This is a genomic window from Nocardia sp. NPDC127606 (genome assembly GCF_042671725.1).
GTDB lineage: Bacteria > Actinomycetota > Actinomycetes > Mycobacteriales > Mycobacteriaceae > Nocardia.
The window spans coordinates 123,021-149,808 of the sequence record NZ_JBHXWQ010000010.1 but is presented as its reverse complement, the minus strand read 5'-3'; the positions used below and the strand labels follow the sequence as shown (position 1 = coordinate 149,808).

At 67.2% G+C, this 26,788-nt stretch carries 28 protein-coding genes and 2 tRNA genes; 16 read left to right on the top strand and 14 right to left on the bottom strand.

Translation table 11 applies throughout. The annotated features are described in order from the left end of the window. Window positions 1-2 precede the first annotated feature (2 nt). Complete coding sequence (locus ACFVJ5_RS31835; protein ID WP_379225890.1) at window positions 3-323, bottom strand: hypothetical protein; 321 nt, start codon at window positions 321-323, stop codon at window positions 3-5. Window positions 324-655: 332 nt separating this feature from the next. On the opposite strand from ACFVJ5_RS31835, the gene ACFVJ5_RS31830 reads away from it, so the two are divergent. After that, the gene (locus ACFVJ5_RS31830; RefSeq protein WP_379225888.1) at window positions 656-1,186 is read left to right on the top strand and encodes a DUF4254 domain-containing protein; all 531 of its coding nucleotides are present in this window, start codon (window positions 656-658) and stop codon (window positions 1,184-1,186) included. A 3-nt stretch (window positions 1,187-1,189) separates the two neighbouring features. Here ACFVJ5_RS31830 and ACFVJ5_RS31825 read toward each other — a convergent pair whose 3' ends face one another. The 3 genes from ACFVJ5_RS31825 to ACFVJ5_RS31815 are packed head-to-tail and all read right to left on the bottom strand — an operon-like array spanning window position 1,190 to window position 3,858. Further along, a complete protein-coding gene (locus ACFVJ5_RS31825) occupies window positions 1,190-1,576 on the bottom strand; it encodes a hypothetical protein (protein WP_379225886.1) in 387 nt (128 codons plus the stop codon). Beyond that, window positions 1,577-2,728, bottom strand: a complete 1,152-nt coding sequence (locus ACFVJ5_RS31820; RefSeq protein ID WP_379225884.1) for a fatty acid desaturase family protein — start codon at window positions 2,726-2,728, stop codon at window positions 1,577-1,579. 38 nt (window positions 2,729-2,766) lie between these two features. Continuing rightward, window positions 2,767-3,858, bottom strand: a complete 1,092-nt coding sequence (locus ACFVJ5_RS31815) for a ferredoxin reductase (protein ID WP_379225882.1) — start codon at window positions 3,856-3,858, stop codon at window positions 2,767-2,769. 143 nt (window positions 3,859-4,001) lie between these two features. Here ACFVJ5_RS31815 and ACFVJ5_RS31810 point away from each other — a divergent pair, with 143 nt between their 5' ends. After that, a complete protein-coding gene (locus ACFVJ5_RS31810; RefSeq protein WP_378630033.1) occupies window positions 4,002-4,649 on the top strand; it encodes a TetR family transcriptional regulator in 648 nt (215 codons plus the stop codon). Between the two features lie 51 nt (window positions 4,650-4,700). Here ACFVJ5_RS31810 and ACFVJ5_RS31805 read toward each other — a convergent pair whose 3' ends face one another. Continuing rightward, a complete protein-coding gene (locus tag ACFVJ5_RS31805) occupies window positions 4,701-6,038 on the bottom strand; it encodes an MFS transporter (protein ID WP_379225880.1) in 1,338 nt (445 codons plus the stop codon). Window positions 6,039-6,147: 109 nt separating this feature from the next. Here ACFVJ5_RS31805 and ACFVJ5_RS31800 point away from each other — a divergent pair, with 109 nt between their 5' ends. Together ACFVJ5_RS31800 and ACFVJ5_RS31795 are read left to right on the top strand one after the other, a co-directional pair. After that, window positions 6,148-6,702 carry a PadR family transcriptional regulator gene (locus tag ACFVJ5_RS31800; protein ID WP_056821580.1) on the top strand — a complete coding sequence of 185 codons (555 nt, stop codon included), beginning with the start codon at window positions 6,148-6,150 and terminating at the stop codon, window positions 6,700-6,702. Further along, window positions 6,699-8,729 carry an FAD-dependent oxidoreductase gene (locus tag ACFVJ5_RS31795; protein WP_379225878.1) on the top strand — a complete coding sequence of 677 codons (2,031 nt, stop codon included), beginning with the start codon at window positions 6,699-6,701 and terminating at the stop codon, window positions 8,727-8,729. Before ACFVJ5_RS31800 ends, ACFVJ5_RS31795 begins: the two co-directional genes overlap by 4 nt. A 141-nt stretch (window positions 8,730-8,870) precedes the next feature. Here the strand turns inward: ACFVJ5_RS31795 and ACFVJ5_RS31790 are convergent, their stop codons facing one another. Next, on the bottom strand, window positions 8,871-9,989 hold the full coding sequence (locus ACFVJ5_RS31790) for a phosphotransferase enzyme family protein (protein WP_379225876.1): 1,119 nt from the start codon (window positions 9,987-9,989) through the stop codon (window positions 8,871-8,873). Between the two features lie 110 nt (window positions 9,990-10,099). Between ACFVJ5_RS31790 and cmrA the strand changes: the two genes are divergently transcribed. Beyond that, window positions 10,100-10,903, top strand: a complete 804-nt coding sequence (gene cmrA, locus ACFVJ5_RS31785) for a mycolate reductase (RefSeq protein ID WP_379225874.1) — start codon at window positions 10,100-10,102, stop codon at window positions 10,901-10,903. Window positions 10,904-11,045: 142 nt separating this feature from the next. Continuing rightward, window positions 11,046-12,338: a diaminopimelate decarboxylase family protein gene (locus tag ACFVJ5_RS31780; protein ID WP_379225872.1), complete on the top strand. Its 1,293-nt coding sequence runs from the start codon at window positions 11,046-11,048 to the stop codon at window positions 12,336-12,338. Between the two features lie 55 nt (window positions 12,339-12,393). Here the strand turns inward: ACFVJ5_RS31780 and ACFVJ5_RS31775 are convergent, their stop codons facing one another. Then, the gene (locus ACFVJ5_RS31775; RefSeq protein WP_379225870.1) at window positions 12,394-14,067 is read right to left on the bottom strand and encodes a helicase HerA-like domain-containing protein; all 1,674 of its coding nucleotides are present in this window, start codon (window positions 14,065-14,067) and stop codon (window positions 12,394-12,396) included. 197 nt (window positions 14,068-14,264) lie between these two features. On the opposite strand from ACFVJ5_RS31775, the gene orn reads away from it, so the two are divergent. The 3 genes from orn to ACFVJ5_RS31760 all read left to right on the top strand — a co-directional run bounded on the left by orn (window position 14,265) and on the right by ACFVJ5_RS31760 (window position 16,430). Then, window positions 14,265-14,903, top strand: a complete 639-nt coding sequence (orn, locus tag ACFVJ5_RS31770; protein ID WP_378994520.1) for an oligoribonuclease — start codon at window positions 14,265-14,267, stop codon at window positions 14,901-14,903. Between the two features lie 55 nt (window positions 14,904-14,958). Then, a tRNA-His gene (locus ACFVJ5_RS31765) sits at window positions 14,959-15,031 on the top strand. Between the two features lie 88 nt (window positions 15,032-15,119). Then, on the top strand, window positions 15,120-16,430 hold the full coding sequence (locus ACFVJ5_RS31760; RefSeq protein WP_379225868.1) for an FAD-binding oxidoreductase: 1,311 nt from the start codon (window positions 15,120-15,122) through the stop codon (window positions 16,428-16,430). Window positions 16,431-16,469: 39 nt separating this feature from the next. Here ACFVJ5_RS31760 and ACFVJ5_RS31755 read toward each other — a convergent pair whose 3' ends face one another. After that, a complete protein-coding gene (locus tag ACFVJ5_RS31755) occupies window positions 16,470-17,021 on the bottom strand; it encodes a CGNR zinc finger domain-containing protein (RefSeq protein ID WP_379225866.1) in 552 nt (183 codons plus the stop codon). A 25-nt stretch (window positions 17,022-17,046) separates the two neighbouring features. Between ACFVJ5_RS31755 and ACFVJ5_RS31750 the strand changes: the two genes are divergently transcribed. Both ACFVJ5_RS31750 and ACFVJ5_RS31745 read left to right on the top strand, forming a co-directional pair. Continuing rightward, window positions 17,047-17,217 (top strand): hypothetical protein, encoded by a 171-nt coding sequence (locus tag ACFVJ5_RS31750; protein WP_379225864.1) that lies wholly within the window; start codon window positions 17,047-17,049, stop codon window positions 17,215-17,217. Window positions 17,218-17,326: 109 nt separating this feature from the next. Next, window positions 17,327-17,671, top strand: a complete 345-nt coding sequence (locus ACFVJ5_RS31745; protein WP_379225862.1) for a hypothetical protein — start codon at window positions 17,327-17,329, stop codon at window positions 17,669-17,671. Window positions 17,672-17,740: 69 nt separating this feature from the next. On the opposite strand, the gene ACFVJ5_RS31740 is transcribed toward ACFVJ5_RS31745, so the two are convergent. Further along, window positions 17,741-18,949 (bottom strand): Ig-like domain-containing protein, encoded by a 1,209-nt coding sequence (locus ACFVJ5_RS31740; protein WP_378629870.1) that lies wholly within the window; start codon window positions 18,947-18,949, stop codon window positions 17,741-17,743. A gap of 316 nt (window positions 18,950-19,265) precedes the next feature. On the opposite strand from ACFVJ5_RS31740, the gene ACFVJ5_RS31735 reads away from it, so the two are divergent. Beyond that, window positions 19,266-19,341: transfer RNA gene (locus tag ACFVJ5_RS31735), tRNA-Lys, on the top strand. Window positions 19,342-19,425: 84 nt separating this feature from the next. Here the strand turns inward: ACFVJ5_RS31735 and ACFVJ5_RS31730 are convergent. Further along, a complete protein-coding gene (locus tag ACFVJ5_RS31730) occupies window positions 19,426-20,604 on the bottom strand; it encodes an MFS transporter (RefSeq protein ID WP_379225860.1) in 1,179 nt (392 codons plus the stop codon). Window positions 20,605-20,622: 18 nt separating this feature from the next. Here ACFVJ5_RS31730 and ACFVJ5_RS31725 point away from each other — a divergent pair, with 18 nt between their 5' ends. The 3 genes from ACFVJ5_RS31725 (at window position 20,623) to ACFVJ5_RS31715 (ending at window position 23,271) form a co-directional block, all read left to right on the top strand. Further along, complete coding sequence (locus ACFVJ5_RS31725; protein WP_379225858.1) at window positions 20,623-21,693, top strand: LysR family transcriptional regulator; 1,071 nt, start codon at window positions 20,623-20,625, stop codon at window positions 21,691-21,693. A gap of 495 nt (window positions 21,694-22,188) precedes the next feature. Beyond that, complete coding sequence (locus ACFVJ5_RS31720) at window positions 22,189-22,815, top strand: transglycosylase SLT domain-containing protein (RefSeq protein ID WP_379225856.1); 627 nt, start codon at window positions 22,189-22,191, stop codon at window positions 22,813-22,815. A gap of 117 nt (window positions 22,816-22,932) precedes the next feature. Further along, window positions 22,933-23,271: a hypothetical protein gene (locus ACFVJ5_RS31715; protein WP_379225855.1), complete on the top strand. Its 339-nt coding sequence runs from the start codon at window positions 22,933-22,935 to the stop codon at window positions 23,269-23,271. A 9-nt stretch (window positions 23,272-23,280) separates the two neighbouring features. Here the strand turns inward: ACFVJ5_RS31715 and ACFVJ5_RS31710 are convergent, their stop codons facing one another. Beyond that, window positions 23,281-23,901 carry a LysE/ArgO family amino acid transporter gene (locus ACFVJ5_RS31710; protein ID WP_379225853.1) on the bottom strand — a complete coding sequence of 207 codons (621 nt, stop codon included), beginning with the start codon at window positions 23,899-23,901 and terminating at the stop codon, window positions 23,281-23,283. Between the two features lie 72 nt (window positions 23,902-23,973). Between ACFVJ5_RS31710 and ACFVJ5_RS31705 the strand changes: the two genes are divergently transcribed. Next, a complete protein-coding gene (locus ACFVJ5_RS31705; protein WP_379225851.1) occupies window positions 23,974-24,867 on the top strand; it encodes a LysR family transcriptional regulator ArgP in 894 nt (297 codons plus the stop codon). Window positions 24,868-24,874: 7 nt separating this feature from the next. On the opposite strand, the gene ACFVJ5_RS31700 is transcribed toward ACFVJ5_RS31705, so the two are convergent. The 3 genes from ACFVJ5_RS31700 to ACFVJ5_RS31690 are packed head-to-tail and all read right to left on the bottom strand — an operon-like array spanning window position 24,875 to window position 26,744. Beyond that, the gene (locus ACFVJ5_RS31700; protein ID WP_379225849.1) at window positions 24,875-25,006 is read right to left on the bottom strand and encodes a hypothetical protein; all 132 of its coding nucleotides are present in this window, start codon (window positions 25,004-25,006) and stop codon (window positions 24,875-24,877) included. Window positions 25,007-25,029: 23 nt separating this feature from the next. Further along, entirely contained in the window at window positions 25,030-25,836 is an 807-nt protein-coding gene (locus ACFVJ5_RS31695) for an alpha/beta fold hydrolase (protein ID WP_379225848.1), read from the bottom strand. Window positions 25,837-25,895: 59 nt separating this feature from the next. Continuing rightward, window positions 25,896-26,744, bottom strand: a complete 849-nt coding sequence (locus ACFVJ5_RS31690) for a hypothetical protein (RefSeq protein ID WP_379225846.1) — start codon at window positions 26,742-26,744, stop codon at window positions 25,896-25,898. Window positions 26,745-26,788: the final 44 nt, after the last annotated feature.

The window sequence follows — 26,788 nt, the reverse complement described above, 5'->3', positions numbered from 1 at the left end:
ATTCAGCTCGGCCCGTCCGGGTTTCCCGAGTACATGCTCACCTCGCCGCCCTCCCCCAGGAAGGCGTTGACCAGCATGATCCGCTGCGCGCGCAGTTCCTCGTCGTCGGGGGCTCCGGTGGTGATCGAAATCTGCGGGATGGCAGCCCAGTTCACGACATAGCGCTCGGGTGGGCCGTCGTCGTCGGACAGGCGCGCGAGCCGGAACACCGACACCGCACGGCGTTCCATGAGGCCGCGCACGACATCGGCGATGCGCTCCGGGGACTCCAGGGCGAACAGGAACCCGAAGGTCAGCTCAGGCGAGGACACGTAGGCGGGCACAATTATCGAGGTTAGTGCATTCGGCGCCGAAATGATTGCCGGAAATGTGCCCCGGGGTTATCGGGGAGTACCCACGGGGAGACCCAGCCGTAATGGTGGATAACAATTTCTGCCGACAGCCGGGTTTGTCCATCGTGCTATTGCGCGTCGCCGCCGGATCGCGCTTTCCTGGGAGAGTCCCGATTTTCCCCGGGCCGTCTTCTCCACCCGCAGCGTCGCGGACTTTTGTCGACGTCCGGGCGGGGCTACGCCGGTGCCGGGGAGCGCACCCCAAAACCTCCTCCTCGGCCCTGGCGTATCCATGTACACAGCGTTGTCAGGGGGCAGCCACCATGCCGATCGATCACGGCCACCGTCTGGATGCCGCGCAGTTACCGACCCCCTCGGCACTGTTGCGGGCTTTCCTCGGAACCGACCACCCCGACCCGACGCGACACCGCGTTCTCGACGCCGCCCGCGACCTGGCGAGCTGCCACGATCGCCGCCGCCTGGCCCTGGAGCAGGCACGCGACCCCGCCGCGTCGAGTAGCACCGGCGCGGCGTGCGGACGCCTCGTCGACGACATCGACAACGATCGCATCGCGCTGATCGCCCACATCGACGAGTGGGTCGCCACCCATGTCGAACACCGCGTCGGCGCCTCGCTGCACACCGAGACCCTCGGCGCGGTGATCGACCGGATGGCCGCGAAGTGGATCGCCGCCCAGCAGGCCATGGCCGGACCGGCGCAAACGAAGACGACACCACGGCAGCGGGAGGCTCGCACCCATCTGCAGTGGTGTCGTCTTGCCGAACTGACCGACGGCTATCGAGATCTGATCACCGATGTCACCGAGCACCGCAGGCGGTTGCCGGTGTGGTGAGGATCAGGCCTGCTCGCCCGTAACCGGGGCCTTGTCTGTAGCCGGGGCCTTGTCGCCGGTAGCCGGGGCTTTGTCGCCGCCAGCCAAGGCTTTGTCGCCCACAACCGGCTCCGTGGACGAGGCCCGCGCGCCGAAGTCGTCCGCTACCGGAGCGTCGAGGTCGACGAACTCGGTCTCGGTTTCGACGAAAGCCGCATCCCGCTCGGCGTCTCGACGAGCGGCCGCCGCGGCTTCGCGCATCTCGATCACATCGGTGACGAACTCACCGATCTCACGAGCAACCTCGGCGACGGTCCCGGTGATCAGCGAGGCGATTTTGCCTACCCGCTGCGCACCGGAAGCCGTCAAGTCCTGGACCAGATCCTTGTTGCTTTCGAATTTCCCGACCATTTACCCGCTCACAGTGGAGGTTTCCGGCTGATTACGCATAACGATAACACCGGGCTTGGGGTCACTCTTCGTGAAACGATCGGGCAGCGCGAGCTTGAAGATCTTGCCCCAGACCGAACCGATCTGCTTGGAGAAACGACCGGTGTTGTAGGGCAGGCCGTACTTCTCGGCCAGCGCCTTCACCTCGGGCGCGATCTCCGGGTACCGGTTGGCCGGGATATCGGGGAACAGGTGGTGCTCGATCTGGTGCGACAGGTTGCCCGACATGATGTGGAACAGCCGCGAGCCGGTGATGTTGGCCGAGCCGAGCATCTGACGCACGTACCACTCACCGCGGGTCTCGACCTCGGTCTCCTCCTTGGTGAACGTCTGAACGCCCGAGGGGAAGTGACCGCAGAAGATGATCGAGTAGGTCCACACGTTGCGCACCAGGTTGGCCGCCACGTTGCCCGCCAGGGTGGAGACGAACAGCGGGCCGGTCAGCGCCGGGAACATCACGTAGTCCTTGAGGACCTGCTTACCCGCCTTCTTGCCCTGACCCTTGAGCAGCGGCTTGATGTCGGACCACTTGCGCTTGCCCTTGATGATGTTGTCGGCCTCGAGGTCGTGCAGCATCACGCCCCACTCGAAGAACGTCATCAGCAGGAAGGCATAGAGCGGGTTGCCCAGGTAGTAGGGGTTCCACTTCTGCGCCTCGTCGATCCGCAGGATGCCGTAACCGATGTCGCGGTCCATGTCGACGATGTTGGTGTAGGTGTGGTGCATGTAGTTGTGCGAGTGCTTCCACTGGTCGGCCGGGCAGACCGTGTCCCAGTCGAATTCGCGGGAGTTGATGCCGCGCTCACGCATCCAGTCGTACTGGCCGTGCATGACGTTGTGGCCGATCTCCATGTTGTCGAGGATCTTCGACACACCGAGCGCGGCAACGCCGGCCAGCCAGAACGGCGGCAGGAAGCCCAGGTACATCAGGCCACGGCCGGCGATCTCGAAGCCACGCTGGGTCTTGATGATGTTGTAGATGTAGTCGCGGTCGCGTTCGCCGAGATCGTCGACGACGCGGGCGCGGATCGCGTCGAGCGCGGCGCCGAGTTCTTCGACCTGATCCGGGCTCAGGATGACCGGACCGTCTTTGCCTTCGGTGAGGATCGTCATGGCTGTATCTCCCCTTGTTGGTTCTGGGTAACGGTGGTCTAGAGCGCGATGTCGACGTCGCCGACAGGGGCGTTGATGCAGATCTGGATGGGCTTGTCGGGGTCGGCGTCGAGCTCGCCGGTACGGACGTTGCGGGTGCAGCCGGAGACCTTGGTCGCGGTGCAGGAGAAGCAGATCCCCATGCGGCAGCCGTATTCCGGGGTCAGGCCGGATGCTTCGGCCTGCTCGAGCAGCGTTGCTCCGGTGTTGTCGGCGGCGACGTCGCTGCCGGAGAAGGTGACGGTGCCGGTGGCCTCGGACGGATCGGTCGGGACCGTGGTGAGCGTGAATTCCTCACTGAGCACCCGGTCTTCGAGACCCTCGGCTTCGAAGATCGTCTTGACCGCCCGCATCAGCGGCGGCGGCCCGCACACGAAGGTCTGCGCGTCGGCGAACCAGGGTGCGACCCGCTCGAGCTCGTCGTAGTCGAAGAAACCACTGCCGGTGGAGGTTTCACCGTCGATCACCGTGCCCGGCTCGACCGGGTAGCGGTACTCGATACGGAAGTTGGCGCGACGCTGCGCGATCGAGGACAGCTCGGCCCGATGCGGCACCATCTCGGGCTGACGCGCGTAGTGCAGGAAGGTGACCTGCCCGGTGTAACCCTCGGCGTCGAGGGTCCGCAGCATCGACAGTACCGGCGTGATCCCGCTGCCACCGCTGACCAGCAGCACCTTGTCGGGCCGCTGCTGCGGTAGGTGGAACACCCCGGAGGCGGGCGCCAGGTCGACGACCATGCCGGGCTTGGCATTGGCGTGCAGGTAGTTCGACACCAGCCCGCCCGGGTGCGCCTTGACGGTGAGCTGCAGGTAGCGCTCGCCCCGGCTCTCGGGGTCGATCGGCGAGTAGCAGCGGGTGTGGCGAACGCCGTTGATCGAGACGCCGATCTGCACGTACTGACCGGCGGCATGGCCGCGCCACTGCCGCGAGGCGCGCAGGGTGAGGGTCACCGAGCCCGGCACCGCGTGCGAGACATGGGTGACTTCGGCGCGCAGCTCCCGGGCGGTGAGCCCGGGGTTGACGAGTTCCAGGTACCGGTCCAGCGGGTGCGGCGTCGTCAACGTCTGCACCAGGTCGATCAGTCCCACCATGTCGCGTTGCCCCTTTGAGAAGTCCTTCGACGTACGCTCCAAATTTCAGTGCACGTCTGTACACTCACTAGTGTGCCCGATGACCCCGGGCCACTGTCAACCGGCAATAATGTGAGGCGGACAACATCATGACGAAGGCCGCTATGGTGAACGGATGTATGCTCACCGATGTGACTGAGCAGGCAGGAACCCGCAACGAGCGCAAAGCGCATACCCGGGCAGCCCTCCTCGACGGCACCTTGGCCCTGGCCTCGGAGCGTGGATTCGCGGCATTGAGCCTGCGTGAGATCGCCCGTTCGGCCGGCATCGTGCCGACCGCCTTCTACCGCCACTTCGCCTCGCTCGACGACCTCGGCGCGACCATCGTCGACGAGGGCGTCACCGCGCTGCGGCTGGCATTGCGCGAGGTCAGGCGGAAACCGGACGCGCATCTGGCCGATACTGTCCGCTTCGTCTTCGAGCAGGTTCGCGCCAAGCGCGCCCTGTTCGGTTTCCTCATTCGCGAGCGTCACGGCGGGCCTGCTCCGTTGCGTCAGGCGATCGCGATGGAGATGCAGTTGATCGTGCGCGAGATCGTCGCCGATCTGTCGCGCCTGCGTGCACTGGATTCGTGGAGCACCACCGAGCTGGAGATCGCCGCGGATCTACTGGTCACCACCGTGACCGACGGTATCGCTGCGTTCGTCGCGTCCACCCCCCGTGAGGAATCGGCGATCGTGGAGCGCACCGTGATGCAGATGCGTCTGATCGCGTTGGGCATCGCGGGCTGGGTACCCAAAAACGCGGACTGAACTCAGAGTACGGGCGTACACACAATTCGACGCCGCCCCACCGGTGAGGTGTCACATATCGGCGGATACCGCGCGCGATGGCGCACGCACCGGGAGCAGCACCAGCAGACCCGCCGCCAGCACGACCAGAAGTCCGGCGATGCCGGCGCGGTCGCTGTGGAAGGTCGAGACAAAAACTCCGAACAGGGCGGGCGCCAGGAACGACACCGCCCGGCCGGTCGTGGTGTACAGGCCGAACAGCTGACCCTCTCGTCCCGGCGGTGCGAGTCGCGCCAGGAACGACCGGGCCGAGGCCTGCGCGGGACCGACGAACACCGTGAGCGCGAGCCCGAAGATCCAGAACATCGTCGAGCCCGACACCATCAGCAGCGCGAGACCGCACCCGAGCATCCCGACCAGTGACGCCACGATCACCCGCTTGGGCCCGATCCGGTCGTCGAACCGCCCGGCCACGACCGCGGCCGCCCCCGCGACGACGTTCGCGGCGATCCCGAACAGCAGCACATCGGCGTCGGCGAAGCCGTACACCGTTACCGCGAGCACGCCGCCGAAGGTGAACACGCCGGCCAGGCCGTCCCGGAACACCGCGCTGGCCAGCAGGAAGTACACCGTGTGCCGATCCTGACCCCACAACTCCCGCACGTCACGCACGAGCACCCGGTAGGAACCGAGGAAGCCGACTTTCGCGGCGCCGGGGTCGGCGCCGGTGCGCGGCATCTCGGGCACCGCGAACAGCACCGGCAGCGCGAACACCGTGAACCACACCGCCGCGAGCACGATGACGAGCCGGACATTGAGGCCCTGATCGGTGGGCATCGCGAGCAGTCCGCGGGTGTCGCCGTCCCCGGCGAGGAATCCCGCGTAGCAGATCAGCAGCAGCACGATGCCACCGAAATAGCCCATCGCCCAGCCGAATCCGGAGACCCGCCCCACCGTGGCCGGTGTCGACACCTGCCGCATCATCGCGTTGTAGGGGACGCCGGCGAGTTCGAAGGTGGCCGAGGCGAACGCGAGCAGCGCCAGGCCGAGCCAGAGATCGTGGTAGTCGTCGCGGACGAAGAACATCAGCGACATCGCGCCGACCGTCAGCGCCGTCAAGGTCGCCAAGGCCCGTTTACGGGAGCCGACCGCGTCGAAGTACTGCCCGCAGACCGGCGCCGTCAGCGCGACGATGAGCCCGGCCCCCGCCAGCGCCCAGCCGAGCCACGCACTGGCCGGTGTCGTCCCCGGCAGATCCTCGCCCACCTTGTCGGTGAGATACACCGAGAAGACGAAGGTCAGCGTCACCGCCTGGAACGCCGACGACCCCCAGTCCCAGAGTCCCCACGCCAGCACCTGCCCGCGTCCGGCCGCCTCGCCGACGGTTTCGGCCGCGTTCACCTCGGTCATACGCCGAAGAGTAACGGCGAACCGACACCCACGCCGTCTATTACATCCGCGCCGTCAATTCATATGAACCTGGTTGCATAGTACCCAGCGTTCCGGATACTCTCGTGCCATGGCACTGGAGCACGCGCTACTGGTCTCGCTCACCGAGCGGGCCGGGTCGGGGTATGAGCTCGCGCGCCGATTCGACAAGTCGATCGGCTACTTCTGGAGTGCCACCCACCAGCAGATCTACCGGGTGCTCAAGCGGATGGAGTCCTCCGGCTGGGTCACCGTCGAATCGGTGAACCAGCAGGGCAAGCCCGACAAGAAGGTGTATTCGGTGGCTCCGGCCGGTCAGGCCGAGATCGCCCGCTGGCTCGCCGAGCCCACCGACGCCACCCCCGCCCGCGACGAACTGGGCGTGAAGATCCGCGCCGCCGCGTACGGCGACATCGATGCCATCTGCGCCGAGGTGGAGCGCCATCGCGGCCAGCACGCCCAGCGCCTCGACGAGTACCGCCTCAGCGAAAAGAAATTCTTCCCGGTGCCGGACCAGCTCTCCGGCACCGCTCTGCACCAGTATCTGGTGCTCCGCGCGGGCATCCGCGCGGAGTCCGGCTACCTCGAATGGTGCGACGAAGTACTGCAGGCCCTGCGACCGCGAAAAGGTGACGACCGCCCATGACTGCCTATCCCCATCTGTTCGAGCCACTCGACCTCGGCCACACCACGCTGCGCAACCGCGTGGTCATGGGCTCCATGCACACCGGCCTGGAGGACCGCGCCTGGGACACCAACAAACTGGCCGCCTACTTCGCCGAGCGTGCCCGCGGCGGTGTCGGCCTGATCATCACCGGCGGCTACGCCCCGAACCGCACCGGGTGGCTGCTGCCGCTCGGCGGCAAGCTCACCAACAAGACCGAGGCGTACCGGCATCGCACGATCACCAAGGCGGTACACGCCGAGGGCGGCAAGATCGCCATCCAGATCCTGCACGCGGGGCGCTACTCCTACATGCCGACCAGCGTTTCGGCGTCGGCGATCAAGTCCGCGATCAACCCGTTCAAGCCTCGGGCGCTGTCGTCGAAGGGCGTCGAGAGCACCATCGACGATTACGTGCGCTGCGCGGGCCTGGCCAAGTTCGCCGGGTACGACGGCTGCGAGATCATGGGCGGTGAGGGCTATTTCCTCAACCAGTTCCTCGCACCGCGGGTGAACAAGCGCACCGACAAGTGGGGTGGCACCCCGGAGAACCGGCGTCGGCTGCCCGTCGAGATCGCCCGTCGCATCCGCGCCGAGGTGGGCCCCGATTTCATCATCGTGTTCCGGTTGTCGATGGCCGAGCTCGTGGAGAAGGGGCAGACCTTCGACGAGATCGTCGCTCTGGCACAGGAATTGGAGGCTGTCGGCGTCGACATCCTCAACACCGATATCGGCTGGCACGAGGCGCGGGTGCCCACCATCGTCACCTCGGTGCCGCGCGCGGCGTTCGTGGAATTCACCGCGAAGATCGCACGCAAGGTGAACATCCCGGTCTGCGCCTCGAACCGGATCAACATGCCCGAGATCGCCGAGGAGATCCTGACCCGCGGTGACGCGGCGCTGATCTCCATGGCCCGCCCGCTGCTGGCCGACGCCGAATGGGCCAACAAGGCCGAGCAGGATCGGGCCGACGAGATCAACACCTGCATCGCCTGCAACCAGGCCTGCCTCGACCACGCCTTCGGCAACAAGAAGGTGTCGTGCTTGGTCAACCCCCGCGCGGGCAGCGAGACCACGTTGAACTTGCTGCCGACTCGGCGCGCCAAGCGGGTCGCCGTCGTCGGTGCGGGTCCGGCCGGGCTGTCGGCCGCGGTGAGTCTGGCCGAGCGCGGCCACCGTGTCGACCTGTTCGAATCCGACGACAAGATCGGCGGCCAGTTCGACATCGCCCGCCGCATCCCCGGCAAGGAGGAGTTCGACGAGTCGATCCGCTACTTCCGCCGCAAGATCGACGTCACCGGGGTCACCCTGCATCTCGAAAAGCGGGTCACCGCTGAGGAATTGATCGCGGGCAAGTACGACTCGGTGATCCTGGCGACCGGTGTGCGTCCGCGCATCCCCAACATCCCCGGTATCGATCACCCGATGGTGCTCTCCTACGCCGAGCTGGTGAAGGAGGAGAAGCCGGTCGGCAAGAAGGTCGCGGTGATCGGCGCGGGCGGCATCGGCTACGACGTGAGCGAATACCTCACTGTCGAAGGACATCCCACGCTCAAGCTCGACGAGTGGAAAGAGGAGTGGGGCGTCGATTCCGAGAACGAGCAGGCCCCAGGCCAGCTCAAGGAGCCCAAGCCCTCCCCCGCGGCGCGCGATGTCGTACTGCTGCAGCGCAAGTCGACCCCGTTCGGCAAGGACCTCGGCAAGACCTCCGGGTGGGTGCACCGCGCGGCCCTCAAGGCCAAGGGTGTCGAGCAGGTCGGCGGCGTGAACTACGACCGCATCGACGACGCGGGCCTGCACATCAGCTTCGGCGAGAAGCACGAGAACCCGCGGGTGATCGAGGTCGACAACGTGATCGTCTGCGCCGGACAGGAATCCGTGCGCGAACTCGAAGAGCCGCTACGCGCCGCGGGTGTCGATCTGCACCTCATCGGCGGCGCCGACCTGGCCGCCGAACTGGATGCCAAGCGCGCGATCAACCAGGGCACCCGCCTGGCCGCCCGCCTGTAGTCCTCCCCCCAGACCGGTCATCCGACGCGACGGATGACCGCACCGCCCCGCCCACCGAACTCGCATCCGGTGCGCGGGGCGGTGATCGTTTGCGGATTCGGCGCCGACCTCGTCGGCCGCATCGGCGGGACAGGTGTGCGCTCAGCCGGCGGATACGTCGCGGATCAGAAGGCGCAGATCGAGCCCTTCGGCTGTCTCGTACCAGCACAGGTGGCCGAGCAGCCAGTCGTGATAAGCGATGTCGGCGTTGCGTGGATCATCGGCGATGGTCAGGAAGTAGTCGATCTCGGAGAGTTCGTAGCCGATGTGAACCAGCGGGAGCAGGCTCGGAAGCAGGTTCCGTTCAGCCGCCGACAGCGTTCGCTCGGATCGGTAGCCCTGGATCAGCGCGGCGATCTGGTCCGCGCGGACGTGTGCGGGGCCGCCGTCGCGCAGGGAAACCCAGTCGATGGCGGTGCGTTCGATGGCGGTGGCCAGGTCGAAGACGGCGGTAGTCCGGTCGGCCAGGCCGAAATCGATCACCGAGGTCACTTCGTGGTCGTCCCACAGCAGGTTGGTTCCGTGCCAATCCCCATGCGTCCACGCCGGCGCGACGCCGGCGAAGTCGACCTGAAACTCGGGGACCTCAGCACGCCAGTCCCTTTCACCCAGGAACCGGTCGAGCGAGGGCCGTCGAGCGAGGTGCCATTCGAACGCGCTCACCACGTCACCGTGCATGCTCGCCAGCAATGGCCGAGCCGGTCTGGCGGGGGCGTCGAAATCTGCTGCCGCCGCATGCAATCGACCGAGCATCGCCCCGGCGTGCGCCGCATCGTCGCTGTCGCGATAAGGCGACCAGGAGAAGTCCGCGCGATATCGGTCCTCCCCCATCCCTGCGCGATGCACCTCGTAGACGAATTCGCCCACACCATCACTGTCGTGGTCGGGCGGGGTCATCGCCCGATCCCCTACGGTGGCACGCACTTCGGGCACCGGAATACCCCGATCCCGCAGATGCGCCATGAAACGATGCTCCTCGCCCAACGCCGCCTCATCGCGTAATCGCACCGGCATCCGCTTCACCACCAGCCGCTCCCCACCGTCCAGGCGCACCCCCACCGTCGACGACAGCGGCCGCGCACCACGCCATTCGATCGCCGCGATCGCCGGTCCACCCCAGGTCGCGGCGACCGCGCGAGCGATCTCGTCGTCGGTGAGCGCGGGCCACGTCGGCTCGGCCAGCGGGTCGTCGCCCATCCCGAACACCTGCTCGTCAGCCATCGGTCCAGTATCGATGGCGCCGGGCACATCGGCGTCGAACCCTCGCAGCGCTCTGCCACCCCGTCGATGCGGACACCGCACCGCCGTAGCCGATCCCCTAAGCTCCCCTCGTGAGCTTGCCCTCCCCCACTGCAGACAATCGTGCCGTCGTCACCGGCGCGTCCTCCGGCATCGGCACCGCGTTGGCCGCCGAACTGGCCGGACGCGGCTATTCGCTGATCCTGGTCGCGCGCCGCGGTGAGATCCTCGCCGAGCTGGCCCAGCGGTTGACCCTGGCCCACGGCATCACCGCCGAGGTCCGTGCGGTCGACCTGGCCGATCGCACCCAGCGGGCCAGCCTCGTCGACGAGCTCGCGGTTCGCGACATCGCCGTCCTCTGCAACAACGCCGGCATCGCGACGTTCGGCCCGGTCGCCGAGCTCGACTTCGCCTACGAGCGCATGCAGATGGAGCTCAACGCCACCGCCGTGCACGACCTGACCCTGGCGGTGCTGCCCGGCATGATCGAGCGCAAGGCGGGCGGGATCCTGATCAGCGGTTCGGCGGCGGGCAATATGCCGATCCCGAACAACGCCACCTACGCGGCGTCGAAGGCGTTCGCGAACACCTTCTCGGAGTCGCTGCGCGGCGAGCTCAAGGGCAGCGGCGTGAACGTCACCCTGCTGGCGCCCGGTCCCGTGCGCACCGAAACCCCCGCCCCCGAAGACCAGTCGATCGTCGACAAGATGGTCCCCGACTTCCTCTGGGTGTCGTCGGAGTACACCGCCAAGGTGTCCATCGACGCGCTGGCCCGCAACAAGATGCGCATCGTCCCGGGCCTCATCAGCAAGGGCATGAGCGTGGCGGGCAATTACGGTCCCCGTTCGTTCACGGCACCGATCGCGGGCGCGTTCTACAAGAAGCTGGGCGGCTGACGCCCACGTCAGCAAGTCGTCAGGAACGGTCGCCGGGTGGTCAAGGACCCGTAAAGACCGAGTTCGGCAGCCCGCGAGCGGCGTAGTCCTGGAAGTGGCCCCGCCGTCCGAGTGCGGGGGCGTCCTCCTGGAGGAGACCACCGTGACGTTGCTCGATATCTTCCCGTCCCTGCGTGCGAGTACGGTCCCCCGGCTCGACCCCGCGGTGTGGCCCGCCGACACCCACTACGACGGCGACGGCCGGATCACCCTCGGCGGCGTGGCCCTGCACGATGTCGCCGACCAGTACGGAACACCGGTGCGCGTGATCGACGAGACCGAGGTGCGGGAACGTTGCCGCGCCTACCGCAAACACTTCCCCGACACCGAGATCGTCTACGCGGGTACCGCGCTCATGCTGCGCACAGTGGCCCGCTGGGTCGCCGAGGAAGGCCTCGCCGTGCAGGTCGGTTCGGCCGGTGAGCTCGAGGTGGCGCTCGCAGCGGGCATCGACCCACGCCGGATCATCTTGCAGGGCAACGGGACTCCCTTCGACGAACTCCGCGCCGCGGTAGGCGCGGGCGTCGGCCGCATCGTGGTCTCCTCCCTCACCGAGATCACCCTGCTCGCCTCGCTCGCGACCCGCCCGCAGCAGGTGCTGTTGCGGGTGGCGCCCGGAATCGACGTGCCGGGCAGTTCGCGATTCGGGTTCCCGCTCGGCAGCGATTCCTGCGCGGCGGCCGTGGCCCGGATCATCGCGCAGCCGAAGCTGATCCTGACCGGACTGCACTGCCACCTCGGCGCACAGATCCATGATCCCGACCTGTACGGCGAGGCGATCCGCCGGATGATCGGCGAGATGGCCTGGATCCACACCGAACACGCCACCCTGCTCACCCATCTCGATATCGGCGGCGGACACGCGGTGGCTCTGCGCGGCGGCGATGCCGAGCTCAACCTTCGCGAACTCGCCGACATCCTCGATGACGCGCTCGACGCGGGCTGTGCGCGCCACCACTTCCCGCGCCCGGTTCTCGCGATGGAACCGGGACGCGCGATCGTCGCGCGGGCGGGTGTCACGCTGTATCGGGTGCTCGCCGTCACCGAGGTCGCGGGCGGTGGCAGGTGCGTGATCGTCGACGGGGACACCGCCGGGCGCGACGATGTCAGCGCGCTCGTGGTCAACCGGCATCCAGCCGGACCCCAGCTCACCGCATCGGTCGCGAGCAGACACGGTGCCGCGGGCGAGCTCATCGCCGCCGAGGTCCGGATTCCGGCCGATCTTCGGCCGGGCGAGGTCCTCGCGGTGCCGTGCACCGGTGCCTATCAGCCGTGCGCGGCCGGATATCGAACAGCGGGCAGGCCGCCGGTCGTCGCGGTCGCCCACGGCCGCACCGAGCAGCTGCTGCGCCGCGAGACGACCGCCGACCTGCTGATGCGCGAGCTCGCGCAGTGATCTGCTGATCCGCGACTCGTGGAGTGCGGCCAGCCGATCGACGGGCCGCACCCGATCACCTGCGGCGGGTGCCGAAAATACTGCGGCTGATCTCGCGCCCGGCCGCGCTCGCCGCCGAACGAAGAAAACTCTTCACCGCCGGATTCGCCATGATCCGTTCAGCGGCCGAATCCTCTTCCTGCTGGGCCGTAGAACGCCCTGGCGCGGGGGCGGATTCGGATACCGGGTCGGCGGCCGCCACGCTGGCGAGCAGCATCTCGTAGGCCGATTCCCGGTCGACGCTCTGCCCGTATCTGCCCTGCAGCGCGCTCGACAGCGCCTTGGCCTTGATCGCCTCGTCGCCCATGGTGTCCATCAGTGAGCGCGGTGGCGCGATCTTGGTCCAGGCGACGGGTGTGGGCGCACCGGTCTCGGAGAGCACAGTGACGATCGCCTCACCGGTGCCGAGCGAGGTCAGCGCCTCTTCCAGGTCGTACACCGACGACTTCGGATACGTGCGCACCGTCTTGGACAGCGCCTTCTGATCATCGGGGGTGAAGGCGCGCAACGCGTGCTGCACGCGGGCGCCGAGCTGGGAGAGCACCGGGTTCGGGATGTCGGTGGGCAACTGGGTGCAGAAGAACACGCCGACGCCCTTGGACCGGATCAGCTTCACCGTCTGCTCGACCTGCTGCAGGAACGCCTTGGACGCCTCGGCGAACAGCAGGTGCGCCTCGTCGAAGATGAACACGAGCTTCGGTTTGTCCACGTCTCCCACCTCGGGCAACGTCTGGAACAGGTCGGCCAGCACCCACATCAAGAACGTGGAGAACAGCGCGGGCCGAGCCGCCTGCTGCCCGAGCTCGAACAGTGTGATCACGCCGAGCCCGCCCGCGGTGCGCAGCAGATCGGCCGGGTCGAGTTCGGGTTCGCCGAAGAACGTGTCGCCGCCCTCGGCTTCCAGATTCACCAGCGACCGCAGGATCACCCCGGCTGTCTGCGAGGACACCCCACCGATGCCCTTGAGGTCTTCCTTGCCTTCGGGGCTGGTCAGGTGGGTGATCACCGCGCGCAGGTCCTTCAGGTCCAGCAGGGCGAGGCCGCGCTGATCGGCCCAGTGGAAGATCAGGCCGAGCGTCGATTCCTGGGTGTCGTTGAGGCCGAGCACCTTGCTGAGCAGGATCGGGCCGAACGAGGTGATCGTCGCCCGGATCGGCACCCCGATGCCGCCGGTGCCGAGTGAGACGAACTCGGTGGGGAACGCACCGGGCGCCCAGTCGGTCGCGCCGGTCTCCGCCGCGCGCGCCCGGATCTTCTCGGTGTCTGCCCCCGGCTCGCTGAGGCCCGACAGGTCGCCCTTGACGTCGGCCATCACCACGGGAACGCCCGCGCGGGACAGATGCTCGGCGATGCCCTGCAGGGTCTTGGTCTTGCCGGTGCCGGTCGCACCAGCGACGAGGCCGTGCCGGTTCATCATCCGCAGCGGAATGCGCACACGCGCACCGGGATCGGCCACGCCGTCGACCATCACCGTGCCGAGTTCCAGCGCAGGTCCACTGAAGGCGTAGCCCTCGGCGATCTGCGCGGCCGCGCCCGACGCACTCGACTCGCTGTCCGTGGCCGGTTCCGCGCTCGCCGCCGCGGCTTCCCGCTCGGCGGCCTCCGCGGCCGCCATGGCCTCGGCGGCGACCCTGGCCGCGTCTTCGGCCGCCTTGCGTGCCGCTGCCGCCTTCTCCTGTGGGGTGGTCATTCGCGCGTCCTCCGTCTGCTCACTGGCACGTACGCAAGAAATGCTCGAAACGTCTGCGGTCAATTCCAGGCAAACTGTATCCGGGCACGTCACCCGGTCGGCAAACATCCGGGGATGTCGTCGGCAAACCCGGTCCGCCTCGCCCACGCGACACACCTGCCGACCAGGTTCCCGGGCCCACCATTAGGGTGACTCCCGTGTCAGACAAACTCCTGGTCTGGATGGATTGCGAAATGACGGGGCTCCGTCTCGACAGCGACAAGCTGATCGAGATCGCCGCGCTCGTAACCGACAGCGACCTCAACATTCTCGGTGACGGTGTCGACATCGTCATCCACGCCGACGACGCCGCCTTGGCCTGCATGCCACCGGTCGTCGCCACCATGCACGCGAAATCCGGTCTGACCGAAGAGGTTCGGCGTTCCACCGTCACCCTCGAGCAGGCCCAGCAGCAGGTACTCGACTACATCCGCGAGTACGCGCCCACCGCGCGCACGGTGCCGTTGTGCGGCAACTCCATCGGCACCGATCGCGGTTTCATCGCCCGCGACATGCCGGAACTGGATGCGCACCTGCACTACCGAATGGTCGACGTGAGCTCGATCAAGGAACTGTGCCGGCGCTGGTACCCGCGCATCTACTTCGGGCAGCCGGAGAAGGGCCTTGCCCACCGCGCGCTGGCCGACATCAAGGAATCCATCCGCGAACTCGAGTACTACCGTCGCACCGCCTTCGTGCCGCTGCCCGGGCCGTCGACCGCCGAGATCGCGGCGGCCGCCCAGGAGGCCACCGAGGCCGTGGATGTCACCGGTTCGAGCCATCTACCAGCGGATTAGGGGTTGACACTCCACACACGCTAATATCGACGGCGCCGGTGATTCACCGGTGATGGTGACCGTAGTTCAGTTGGTAGAGCACCAGGTTGTGATCCTGGATGTCGCGGGTTCGAGTCCCGTCGGTCACCCCGAAGAGAAGGCCCGGTCCCCAGGACCGGGCCTTCTTTGCTATCCGGACGCATGTCACACTCGCCACCCCTGCATCGTCTACTGGTTATGAGCATCAACGATCTGCGTACCGATATCCGGGGAAGCGTTCTCCTGCCGGGTGATACCGCTTTCGACCTCGCCGCCCGCCCCTGGAACACCGCGATCGCCCAGTCCGTCGCCGCCGTCGTCGAGGTCGCCGACGCCGACGATCTCGCGAACGTCGTGCGCTACGTGAACCGCGCGGGCCGTACGGTGGTCACCCAGCCGACCGGCCACGGCGCGACCGGCGACATCGACGACGCGATCCTCGTGCGCACCGGCCACCTCGACACCGTCGCTGTCGACCCGACCCAGCGGGTGGCCCGCATCGGCTCCGGCGCCCAGTGGGGCGCCGTCCAGACCGCCGCCGCCGCGCACGGCCTGAGTGGCCTGGCAGGCAGCAACCCCGTGGTCGGTGTCACCGGATACACCCTGGGCGGCGGCTTCGGCTGGCTGGCCCGTAAACACGGTTGGGCGGCCGAGGCGGTCCGCGCCTTCGAGATCGTCGACGCCGACGGCCGACGCGGCCGGGTGAGCGCCGACTCCGATCCCGAGCTGTTCTGGGCGCTGCGCGGCGGCGGTGGCGACTTCGCGATCGTCACCGCGCTCGAGATCGACCTGTTCGAACTGCCACAGCTCTACGGCGGCCGGGTGAGCTGGCCGGCCGAGCGCACCCGCGACGTGTTCGACGTGTTCACCGAACTCACCACCGACGCACCGCCGGAACTGTCGGTGTGGTTGCAGCGCTACCAGATCCCTGGCGCCGCACCGACTGTCGCCATCGACTTCGCCTACCTCGGCGACGAAGCACAGGGCCGAGACCTGACCCGCGGCCTCGACGCCATCGACGGCGTCCTCGCCGACACCCGCACCACCATGACCCCCGACCGGATCGGCACGATCACCGCCGAACCCACCGACCCCAGCCCATCACTGTCACGCGGCGAACTCCTCACCGACCTGGGCGACGCGGTCACCAAAACGCTCATCGACGCACCGGTGGCGCCCCTGCTCAACATCCAGATCCGTGGCCTCGGCGGCGCTCTCGCCGACACCACCCGCGAACACGGCGCCCGAGGCCCCGTCACCGAGCCCTACGCCCTCTATCTACTCGGCCTCGGCCTTCCCCACCTCATCGACGACGTCAAGACCGCCTTCACCACGATCGTCGACGACCTGGGCACCCACATCACCGGCAAGAAGCCGTACACCTTCCTCGCCCCCGGCGAATCCGCTGAAGCCGCCTTCGACACGGCCACCCTGACCCGCCTGCGCGAGATCAAGCAGGCCCGCGACCCGCGCAACGTCTTGCGCGCCAATTTCCCCGTCCAGGGCTGACGAACCGCACCGCGGCGTGCGACGGACAGGGTTGTGCGGCTAGGGACCGATCTCAACGGCACCGCCGTCGGCGACCACTCGGCTCGCTCGGTGCCTTCGGACGGCGGACCGGTTCGCACAGGCCGGGCTGCAGAACCGCTGCCTGCCGTTGCGCGAGGTGTCGGCGTACACCCGCGAGCACCCGTCCGCCGCGCAGGCGCCGAGGCGGTCCATCCCGAGCCCGGTCAGGTGCAGTGCGGTGCCGACGGTGATCAACGCGGCGATCTGACGATCCGTCGCCACCCCGGGGTCACGGAAGTGCAGATGCCAGCCGTCGCCCACATGGTCGGTCAGGCGCGGCGGAGACGCGTACTCGGCCAGCAACACATTGAGCAGCGCCGCTCGCTCGGCGCGGTCCGCGCACTCCACCACCTCGCGCCAACGCCCCAGAAAGGCCGTCACCGCCGCGAGATCACCCTCCGACACCGGCGCACTCAGCACCAAACCGGCGCCCACACAGCGCCGCGCCAACTCCGCGGCGCTCGCACACGGATCGTTGAGCAGCTCGACGCCCAGCAACACCGGCTCACGCCCGTAATGGTTGTAATGCACAATGCCATTACAACAGACTGGAACCATGAACAGCCACCCCGCACACACCTGGCAGATCGAGTCACGCCACCGGACCAGCGAGGGCGTCGTGGCCTACCAACGCTGCCCCTGCGGCGCACGCAGGGTGGTCGTCGACCATCTGAGCGTCGCGTCCGAGATCCATCGCGACGAACCGGACCTGGCCGCCGCCGGATAACTCGCACCACCATGACGAACATCACGTTTGACCGCTACACTTTGGACCGCTGCCCAGATGTGGGGCAGATCTCGCCATCGCGTCAGCGCTCGACCGGAAAGACCCCTTGATGAAGCGTTCCACCGTCGTCGCCATCCTCGCGGCCGCCACCGTGCTCGGCCCCGTCGCCGGGACCGCCGCGGCCGCGCCCGGCCTGCCCCTCACCGACTTCACGACGGAGACCCCCATCGGCGACTTCGGCCTGCCGAGCGATCAGCCCGAGTCCGGTTCGGCGCAGAGCGGCTCCACCACCGGCGTCGAAACCACCGGGTCCTCCGGTACCGGCTCGGCCGGCCTGCCCAACCTCGACCGCCTGCTGTTCGGCGGACGCATTCTGTGCGGCGCTTTCGGCAGCGCGCTCGCGGTCGCGGGCGAGGCGATGATGGACTGCAGCGAACTTCCCACGCCGCGCTGAGCCGGCCACGGACACAACGAAGGGCACCGGAAACTTCCGGTGCCCCTTCGTTTTTCGTGCGTCGCGCGACTACGGAGCGTCGGCGTTGCCCGCCTTCCATTCCGGCCACGCGATGTTCCAGTCACCCAGCCCGTCGACACCGGACAGGGTGCCGCCGACCGTGTTCTTGATGACGGTGATGTCACCGCGCTTGGCGTTCTCGTACACCCAGCGCGCGTTCGCCGGACTCAGGTTCAGGCAGCCGTGGCTGGCATTGGAGTAGCCCTGCTGCCCCACCGACCACGGTGCCGAGTGGAAGAAGATGCCGCTGTAGGAGATTCGCGTCGCGTAGTCGACCGGCGTGCGGTACCCGTCGGACGAGTTCACCGCCACACCGTAGGTCGAGGAGTCCATGATGATCTTCTCGTGCCGGTCGCTGACGATGTAGACGCCGTTGTCGGTGGGCGTGCTGTCCTTACCCATCGAGGTGGGCATGGTCATGATCACCTGACCGTTCTTCTCCACCACGACCTGCTTGGTGTTGTCGTCGGCGGTGAAGACCACCGCGTCGCCGATGGTGAAGAACGAATGGATGTTGTCCTGGCCGTACAGGCCCTTGCCCAGGTCCTTGCCGTAGACGTTCACATCGATGGTCACCTTGGTGCCCGGAGTCCAGTAATGCTCTGGGCGCCACCGCACTTCGCGATTGTTCACCCAGTAGAAGGCACCCTCGACAGCGGGCTCGGTGGTGATCTTGATGGCCTCTTGCGCCGCACGGCGATCGGGGATGTTCTCGTCGAACTGGATCGCCACCGGCTGACCGATTCCGACCACTTCGCCCTCGCCGGGCAGCAGGTACGGCTTGGTCTGACTCTTCGGCGAGCTGGTGGTGAAGCTCAGCGTGGAGGAGTTCGCGCCACCGAGCCCGATGGCCGAGGCCGTGAGCTTGTAGGTCTTGCCGTAACCGAGCACCTCGGCGGTCGACCAGGAGCGCCCGTCCGCCGCCAGCTGACCCGCTACCGCAGTGCCCTGCTGGTTGGTCAGCGTGACATCGGTGAATTTGCCGTCCTCGACCTGGAAGGCCATCGGCATGCCGGGAGAGACGCCGACCTGTCCGTCCTTGATGGTCGAGACGAGCTTCGGCTTGATGAGCTCGGCGAGGGGGTTGCGATCGATCGCCACCTCCACCCCGGTGCCCTCCGCGGCCGAGCAGGCTGACGCGCCGAGCGCGAACACCGCCAACAGCACCACTGGAACGATCGTCCGTAGCGACCGAGGTCGCCCCCGCTTCTTACCCATGTCAACCCCGTTTCCGTACCGACGCGATTACAGTGCGCCGCAGATCCCACCGACCCGAATCGCTAGAGCCATCCGTGTAGGCGGGGGGCGTTACGAACTCGACGTCTCGCCCATTCTGCCAGCTTGCCCGGCCGGTTCCAACGGGAAAGCCCCCGCGACACGACCAAGTCACAATCGTTAGATAGGCGCGGAGGCCGTCGGTGTTAACAACGCCAGATGTGCGGCATTGTTGCTGGTCAGCGCCCGATTTCACTTTCCGCCCCACAGCCTGCTAATGTTTGTTCCGCACCGGCGACGGGGCAAAGAACAAAGACATGCGCCATTAGCTCAATTGGCAGAGCAGCTGACTCTTAATCAGCGGGTTCGGGGTTCAAGTCCCTGATGGCGCACCACAACGAAGCCCCTGACCAGGTCCACTGGTCAGGGGCTTCGTTCGTTTGACCGCCAGATGGGCCGTCACCGTTCAGTGATCCCTCTCACGAGGGGCAGAGTTCGGCCGCTGAAGCGGCGCGCTTGCTCTCGGCAGTGTCACGGTGCCATGCGACAGCACTGACAGCGATACCGAGGACCGTGACAGCCGCGGCGACCAGGTACACGACGCGCAGTCCGGCAGAGTCGATCACCTGCCCGCCGAACCAGCCCGCGAAGGCCGCGGCAAGCTGGTACGCCGAGGCGTTGACCGCGATAGCGAGCGTCGGGGCCTCCCTCGCGGTGTTCAGGACACGGGCCTGCATTCCCGGGATCACCGAGAAGCCGAGTGCACCCACCAGAAACACCATCACGCCGATGAGCACGATCTGGCCGCTCACCGCCCACATCAGCAGCAACGCACACGCCAGCAACGCGAGCAGACCGAGCTGCGCACGTTTCGGTGAGCGGTCGGACAGTCTGCCGCCGACGACGTTGCCGACAGTGGCGCCGAGGCCGTAGACGAGGAGCATCACCGCCACAGCACTGGAGGCGAACGTCGCGATATCGGTCAGCAACGGCGCGAAATAGACGAACACCATCAGTACGCCCGCGCTACCGATCGCCGTGACGGCAATGGCCAGCAGAACGTTGCGATCGCGGAACACCCGCAATTCCGACCACGCCGACCCGCCGGAGTTCGCCACCTCCGGAACCGAGCGCAGAACGAGCGCCAAGCCGAGGGCACAAACCACCGCAATCGCGAAAAACGGTGTACGCCAATCGAACCGATCGCCCAGGAGCGTCCCGATCGGCACACCCACCACCATCGCGATGTTCATCCCGAAGACCAGCTTCGAGACCGTGGACGCCTGCTTGTCCGGCGGCGAGGTCGAGGTCGCGATGACGATCGCGTTCGCGAAGAACGTGGAGGTGACCAGCGCGGTGACAACGCGGGCAACGAAGAGGAACTCATAGGAGGGCGCCAGCGCGGAGGCGACGTTGCCTGCCACCGCGACCAAGAGCAGCACGCTGATCAACGGTTTACGCGAGTAGCGCGCAGTGAGCGCGGTGACGACCGGTCCGCCGAAGATCATTCCGACGGCATAGGCGGTCACCAGAAGCCCTGCCGCCGAAATAGAGACGCCTAGTTCAGCCGCGACGTCGGGAAGGATTCCCGCGATCACGAATTCACCGGTCGCAATACCGAAGACGCACAATACGAGTGCGGCAAGACTTTGTCGCATGATTCCTATTTCTGCTAGTTGATCCGTGGCGGCAGCGAAATAGACCTTGCCACCCTGGGTGATGCCTCACAACGGTGTAACTATCAGGATCTCGCCGTCATCGATAGAGTGTGGGTTATGGATGGGACAGGCTCGAGCTTGCAGGGCGACGACCCCACGCCCCACCAACTCCGCCTGCTGCTGGTTCTCGCCGAGGAGCTGCATTTCGGCCGGGCAGCGCGCCGCGTGTACCTGACCCAGCCCGCACTCAGCCAGCAAATCCGGGCACTGGAGCAGCGATTGAGAGTTCGGCTCTTCGATCGAACCAGCAGACAGGTAGAACTCACTCCTATCGCGCTGAAATTGCTACCGCTGGCTCGTTCGATAGTGGATGCCTCGGAGCAGTTGAGAGAAATGGCGAATCACGCCTCGACAGAGGCGAGAATATTGCGGATCGGGGTATGTGAGAGTTTTACGGCACTCGGCCCGACCCGCCAGATCATTGATGGAATATCGACGCGTTTTCCGGAACTGGGCCCTCGTGTGCATGTGATCGACACGTTCACCGAGCAGTTGGCCGCGCTGGAGCGCGGTGAAATCCAGGCGGCGTTCGTCCATGTGCCTGTTCCGTCGCATCTGCACGTCGTTCCACTCATGGTCGAACGCCGGGTTGCGTGCCTGGCCGCTACGGATCCACTGGCGCGACGAGAGTCGCTACGCCTGGCCGATCTCGCACACCATGCGGTCGTCACGATGGTGCCCGAGTCGTTTCCGGAAGGACGTGCGTACTGGACCGCCGACCCGCGGCCCGACGGCCGAGCTGTTCGCTATGCCACGGCCATGGGCACGACGTTCGAGTCGATGCTCGCTACCGTCGCACTGACCGGCGCGGTCGCCTTCGTCCCTGCCTCTGCCGCGCAGTTGTACCCACGCCCCGACCTGCGCTTCGTGCCGGTCGACGCACTTGCCGACTGCACTTTCGGCATCGTATGGCGTTCGAGCGAGACGGACGAGCCCCGCATGGCCGGACTGCGAGAGGTGGTAGCCGCAGTCGCCGGGCAACGGTCACGATCTCGTTATCGGACCACCATGGACAATCCGGTGTGCTAGCGCTCAGACCCCGATTCGGACTCCCTCGAGCTGCGCAAACCCCCGCGAAACCCCATTCGGGCAAACTTTTTCTGTGACGGCCGCCACGCAGATCAGGGTCGCAAACCTCCTGCATACATAACGATTCTGCAACTGCCCGGCAATGAACCAAGATCGGCAGCGTTTGCCGTTCAAGTTTCGTTCACCTTGCGTTAACCCGTCGTGACCATTCTGTCATCAGGTCACAAACGGACCTGCGGTTTGGTTAGCCCGGAAGTATCCAACCTCCGATAGCACCGAACAGCGCGTGGTCTCCCCGCAGCCAGCTGTGGAGCACCGTGCGGCACCAGCGATGAACTGCCATCGAGCGTTCGTCCCCCGACAGTGTCGCACCTTCCCATACAGACAGAAACAACGCATCGCCTGACCGGCGTGTACTCCCGTGCGCGCTGCGCGATCCATCGCGCCCTCTCCAGGGCCTGCGTCGCCAGACAGAGATGAAGGAACAGAAAAGCAATGCTCAACAAAGACAAGCTCAGCACCGTTATCGGCCGTCGCTCGCGCCGTGAGGCGTTCACCGTGGCAGTCGCCGCGGTCGGTCTGGTCGCCGTAGCCGCGTCCTCCGCCGTCTCGTTCGCCGACGACAGCGTTCCCGAGCGTGCCGCCATGGTCGTCGAGCAGGCCGAGAACATCCCCGCTGCCGCCGCACCCGCCATCCAGGCCATCCCTGCCCCGGCGCCCGCGCCGGAAGCCGCCCCCGCACCGGTACCCGAGGCCGCTCCGGCCCCGATGCCCGAGCCCGCACCGGCCCCCCGCGCCTACGAGAACAACCTCGACGGCTGGATCCGTGAGGCGCTCGACATCATGGCGGCGAAGGGCATCCCCGGCACCTACGAGGGCATCCACCGCAACATCATGCGCGAGTCGACCGGTAACCCCCAGGCGATCAACCTGTGGGACATCAACGCGATCAACGGCATCCCGTCCAAGGGCCTGCTCCAGGTGATCGACCCCACCTTCGCCTCCTTCCACGTCGAGGGCACCCCCTTCGACGTCTGGAACCCGGTGTCCAACATCGTCGCGGCCTGCAACTACGCGGCCAACCGCTACGGCTCGATGGACAACGTCAACAGCGCGTACTGATCCACCGTCACCAGGCGCTCGACGTCGACAGCGCCTACTGAACTACCTGACGGGTGAACGCCCGCGCCCCGGTCATCGCCGACCGGAGCGCGGGCGTTTCGTCGTAGAATCACCGTCGTGCCAGACAGCGCCGATCAGGCACCCGATCACGCGCATTCCGACGCGGCCACCGCCAGCCGCGTCGCCAAGGCCCGCCGCATGGCCGCCTACGTCTGGTCACGCGATATCCGCAGCGCCGAACTGCTCGCCCTGCCCGCGACCACCCTGCGCAAGCTGGCCCGGGCCGCCGACACCAACCCGCCGAGCACCGGCGAGACCTGGCAGGTGGTCGCCGACCTCCTCGACCAGAAGGACGCCTGGGCGGCCCGCAACCCCGAGCACGCCGCCGCGGTGCGCACCCACGCCGACGAGAAGCTGCTGTGGGTCAAGCCCCCGGTGAAGCCGTGGGAGTCCTAGCGCCGCCCCTCAGGCGAGCAGCAGCCCGACGGCCAGCGCGAGCATGACCACGGCGATCAGCGAATCCAGGACCCGCCACGCGCTCGGGCGCGCGAAGAGCGGACCGAGCCGGCGAGCACCGTAGCCGAGGGCGCCGAACCACAGGACGCTGGCGAGCATGGCCCCCGCGGCCAGGAACCAGCGGTCGGGCGTCGCGTAGGTGCTGGCGAAGGAGCCGAGCAGGACCAGCGTGTCGAGATACACGTGCGGATTGAGCCAGGTCAGCGCCAGGCACGTGAGCACGGACGCGCCCACGGCCACCGAGGCGCCCGCCGCTTCGGCGATCAGCGTCGACGAACCGAGCGCGCGCCGGGCCGCCAGCAGCGCGTAGCCGACCAGAAAGGCCGCCCCCGCGTACCGGGCCACGGTCAACACCACCGGAAACGACTCGACGACCGTCCCGAACCCGGCCACGCCCGCGCCGATCAACACGATGTCGGACACGGCGCACACCGCGATCACCGGCAACACGTGCTGTCCACGCACCCCCTGGCGCAGCACGAACGCGTTCTGCGCGCCGATGGCCACGATGAGCGAGAGCCCGAAGCCCAATCCGGAGAGGGCGGCCAACGCCGCCGATGATGCCGTCACAGCTCTCGACGTTAAGAGTCCGTCAATTTTCAGTCCAGCTAATGATTCTTCACAACCATTAGAGTTACTTAGGTGGATCTCCAGCTGGACCAGTTGCGCGCCCTCAACGCCGTCCTCACCGAGGGCACGTTCGACGCGGCCGCGCGGCGGCTCAACCTCACCCCGTCGGCCATCAGCCAGCGGATCAAGGCATTGGAGGAATCGGCGGGACGCGTGCTGGTGCAACGCTCGAAACCGGTGCGCCCCACCGAATCCGGGCTCGCGGTGCTGCGCCTGGCCCGGCAGGTGGAGTTGCTCGCGGGCGACACCGCGCGCGAACTCGGCGATGCCGACCGCCCCGCCGACCGGCCGATCCGCATCCCGATCGCCGTCAACGCCGACTCCCTCGAATCGTGGGTGATGCCCGCGCTCGCGCGCGTGCCCGCCGGGATCACCTTCGACCTGCACCGCGAAGACGAGGAACACACCACCCGGTTGCTGCGCGACGGCACGGTGACCGCCGCGATCACCGCCACCGCGACACCGGTGCAGGGCTGCACGGTGACCCCGCTGGGTGCGATGCGCTACCGCCCCACGGCGACACCGCGGTTCGTCCGCACCTGGTTCCCCGACGGCCCGACCTCGGCCGCGTATACCCACGCGCCTGTCGTGCACTTCGATCGCAAAGACGATCTCCAGTTCCGCCAGCTCCGCCGACGTACCCGCCGCCAGGTCGATCCGCCGGGTCATTACGTGCCGTCGTCGAGTGCGTTCGCCGATGCGGTGCGGCTCGGCCTCGGCTGGGGCATGCTGCCCGACCTGCAGACCGAGAAAGACCGCACCGCAGGAACTTTGGTCAACATCGACGGTGATTCCCACATCGATGTCCCGCTGTACTGGCAGCAGTGGAAGCTACACTCCCCTGCCCTCGCCGCCGTCGCCACCGCGATCGCCGCGGCCGCCGCGTCAGCACTGACGACGAGCTGACCGACGCTCAGGCGTCGTCGAGATCCGGAACCAGGCTCAGTCCCCACTGATTGGCGCAGTTGGTACACACCCACGTTCCGTTCATCTCCCGATAGGTGAACCGGTCGTCACAGGCCGGGCAGTTCGGCGAGTCGGTCATCGAAGATCCTTGTGAGTGGTGAATTATCGAGCAGCGGAGAGGAATTCGATCAGGATGCGGTTGACCTCGTCGGGCCGCTCCAGATATCCGTAGTGCCCACACCGTTCGATCTCGGTATAGGTGGCCGTCGGGATCGCCTCGGCGACCTCCCGGCAGAACCGCGGCGGCACCATCTGATCATCGGCGAACCCGACCACCAAGCTGGGCACCGAGATCCCCCGATAGGCCTGCCGCCGGTCCTGCGACCGATCCATTCCCGCTTGCGCCCGAGTACCGGGAGTTCCCTTCCCCGTGGTGAATTCGAAGATGTCGAGCCACTCCTGCGCCTTGGCCGGATCGGCCAGGGTGTGCGGCGACAGATTGATCATCGCCTTGACGGCGGCCGCGTACTCCGGCGGCAGCTGAATCCCCTTGTCGAACAATGCCTGCTCGCCCTTGCTGAGGGTGCTCGTCACCGGATGCGGACGCGCGGTAGCGGCGAACATCACCGCCCGGCGCAGCAACTCCGGCCGAGCCAGCGCGAGTTCGGCGACGATCCGCGACCCCATCGAGGTGCCGACCACGTGCGCCGGAGCCCCGAGGTGCTCGATCAGCGCGGCGGTATCACCGACCAGCTGCGCCATGGTGATCCCCGAAGCGGACTCCGACGACGGCGCGATCCCCCGATTGTCGACAGTGGCGACGGTGAACCCCGCCTTGACCAGGGCAGGCACCTGATAGGTGCGCCAGACACGTCCAGGACTCCCACTACCCATCACGAGCAGGACAAGCGGTCCCGAACCGGTGACGTCGTAGCTGAGCTGGATGCCGTTGAGCGAGGCGATGGGCATATCTCAACGTACCGCCACGCCAGGACCGGCTCGGCATCGAGGACAGCCACGCAGCCGCCTCAGCTCACCGCGGCGAAATAGGCGGTGCGAACGGCGACAATCGCGGGAGCGGGGAAGTCGGGTGCACCGGATCCCAGTGGCCCGATCTTGACCAGCCAGGTGCTGGTCGAGGTGTCGATGGCGGTGCGGGCGGTGGACGGCTGGAGGACGACGTCGTTGCCGCCGTCACAGGAGTAGGCGCCGACCAGGCCGTCGGCGCGGCCGCCCCAGGCGCCGCCGACGCGGATGCGGCAGTGGCGGCCGTCGGCGAGTTCGAGCGCCCATGGCTCGGGCGATGCGGTTCTGCCGATATCGGCGACCGGCGGGTCGACCGTATACAGGCGCAGTCCGCGCTGCCACGGATCGTTCGCACACAGCAGAGAGGCCCTGCCTGGAGCCGCCCAGCACACGTTGGCCGAGTCGGCGGACGCACCGCATTCGTAGATGCCCGCGGTGGTGGCCGAGCGGCTCGGCGACATGTGGGAGCAGTCGAGGACGCCGACCGGCGTGGGGTCGGCCGAGGTGAAACCGTTGGCCGGCTGACCCGCGGCGTCGACGGCGACCAGCGAGACGACATCGGTCGCGACCGGTGGCCGTGGCGCGGTGGTGCCGGGCACGCTGCTCGGTGCGCCCTGACCGGTCGGGCGAGGGCCCGGCGTCGTCGGATCGACGGTGATCACCGGCGGCTGAACCGGCGCGGTCGTCGGACCACCCGCGCCGGGCAGTTCGGTGGCGGGCACACCCGAACCCCACGAGCCACCTCGAACAGTCGTCGTCTCCGGTTGCGCGGTGCCGTCTTCTGTCGAGCATCCCGCGACCGACACCGCACACAGCATGCCCACTGAAACGATGAATCCGGCTGCCTTCATGCCACCACCCCTGCGTGCGAAGTTCGAGCCCCGTCCACTACGCA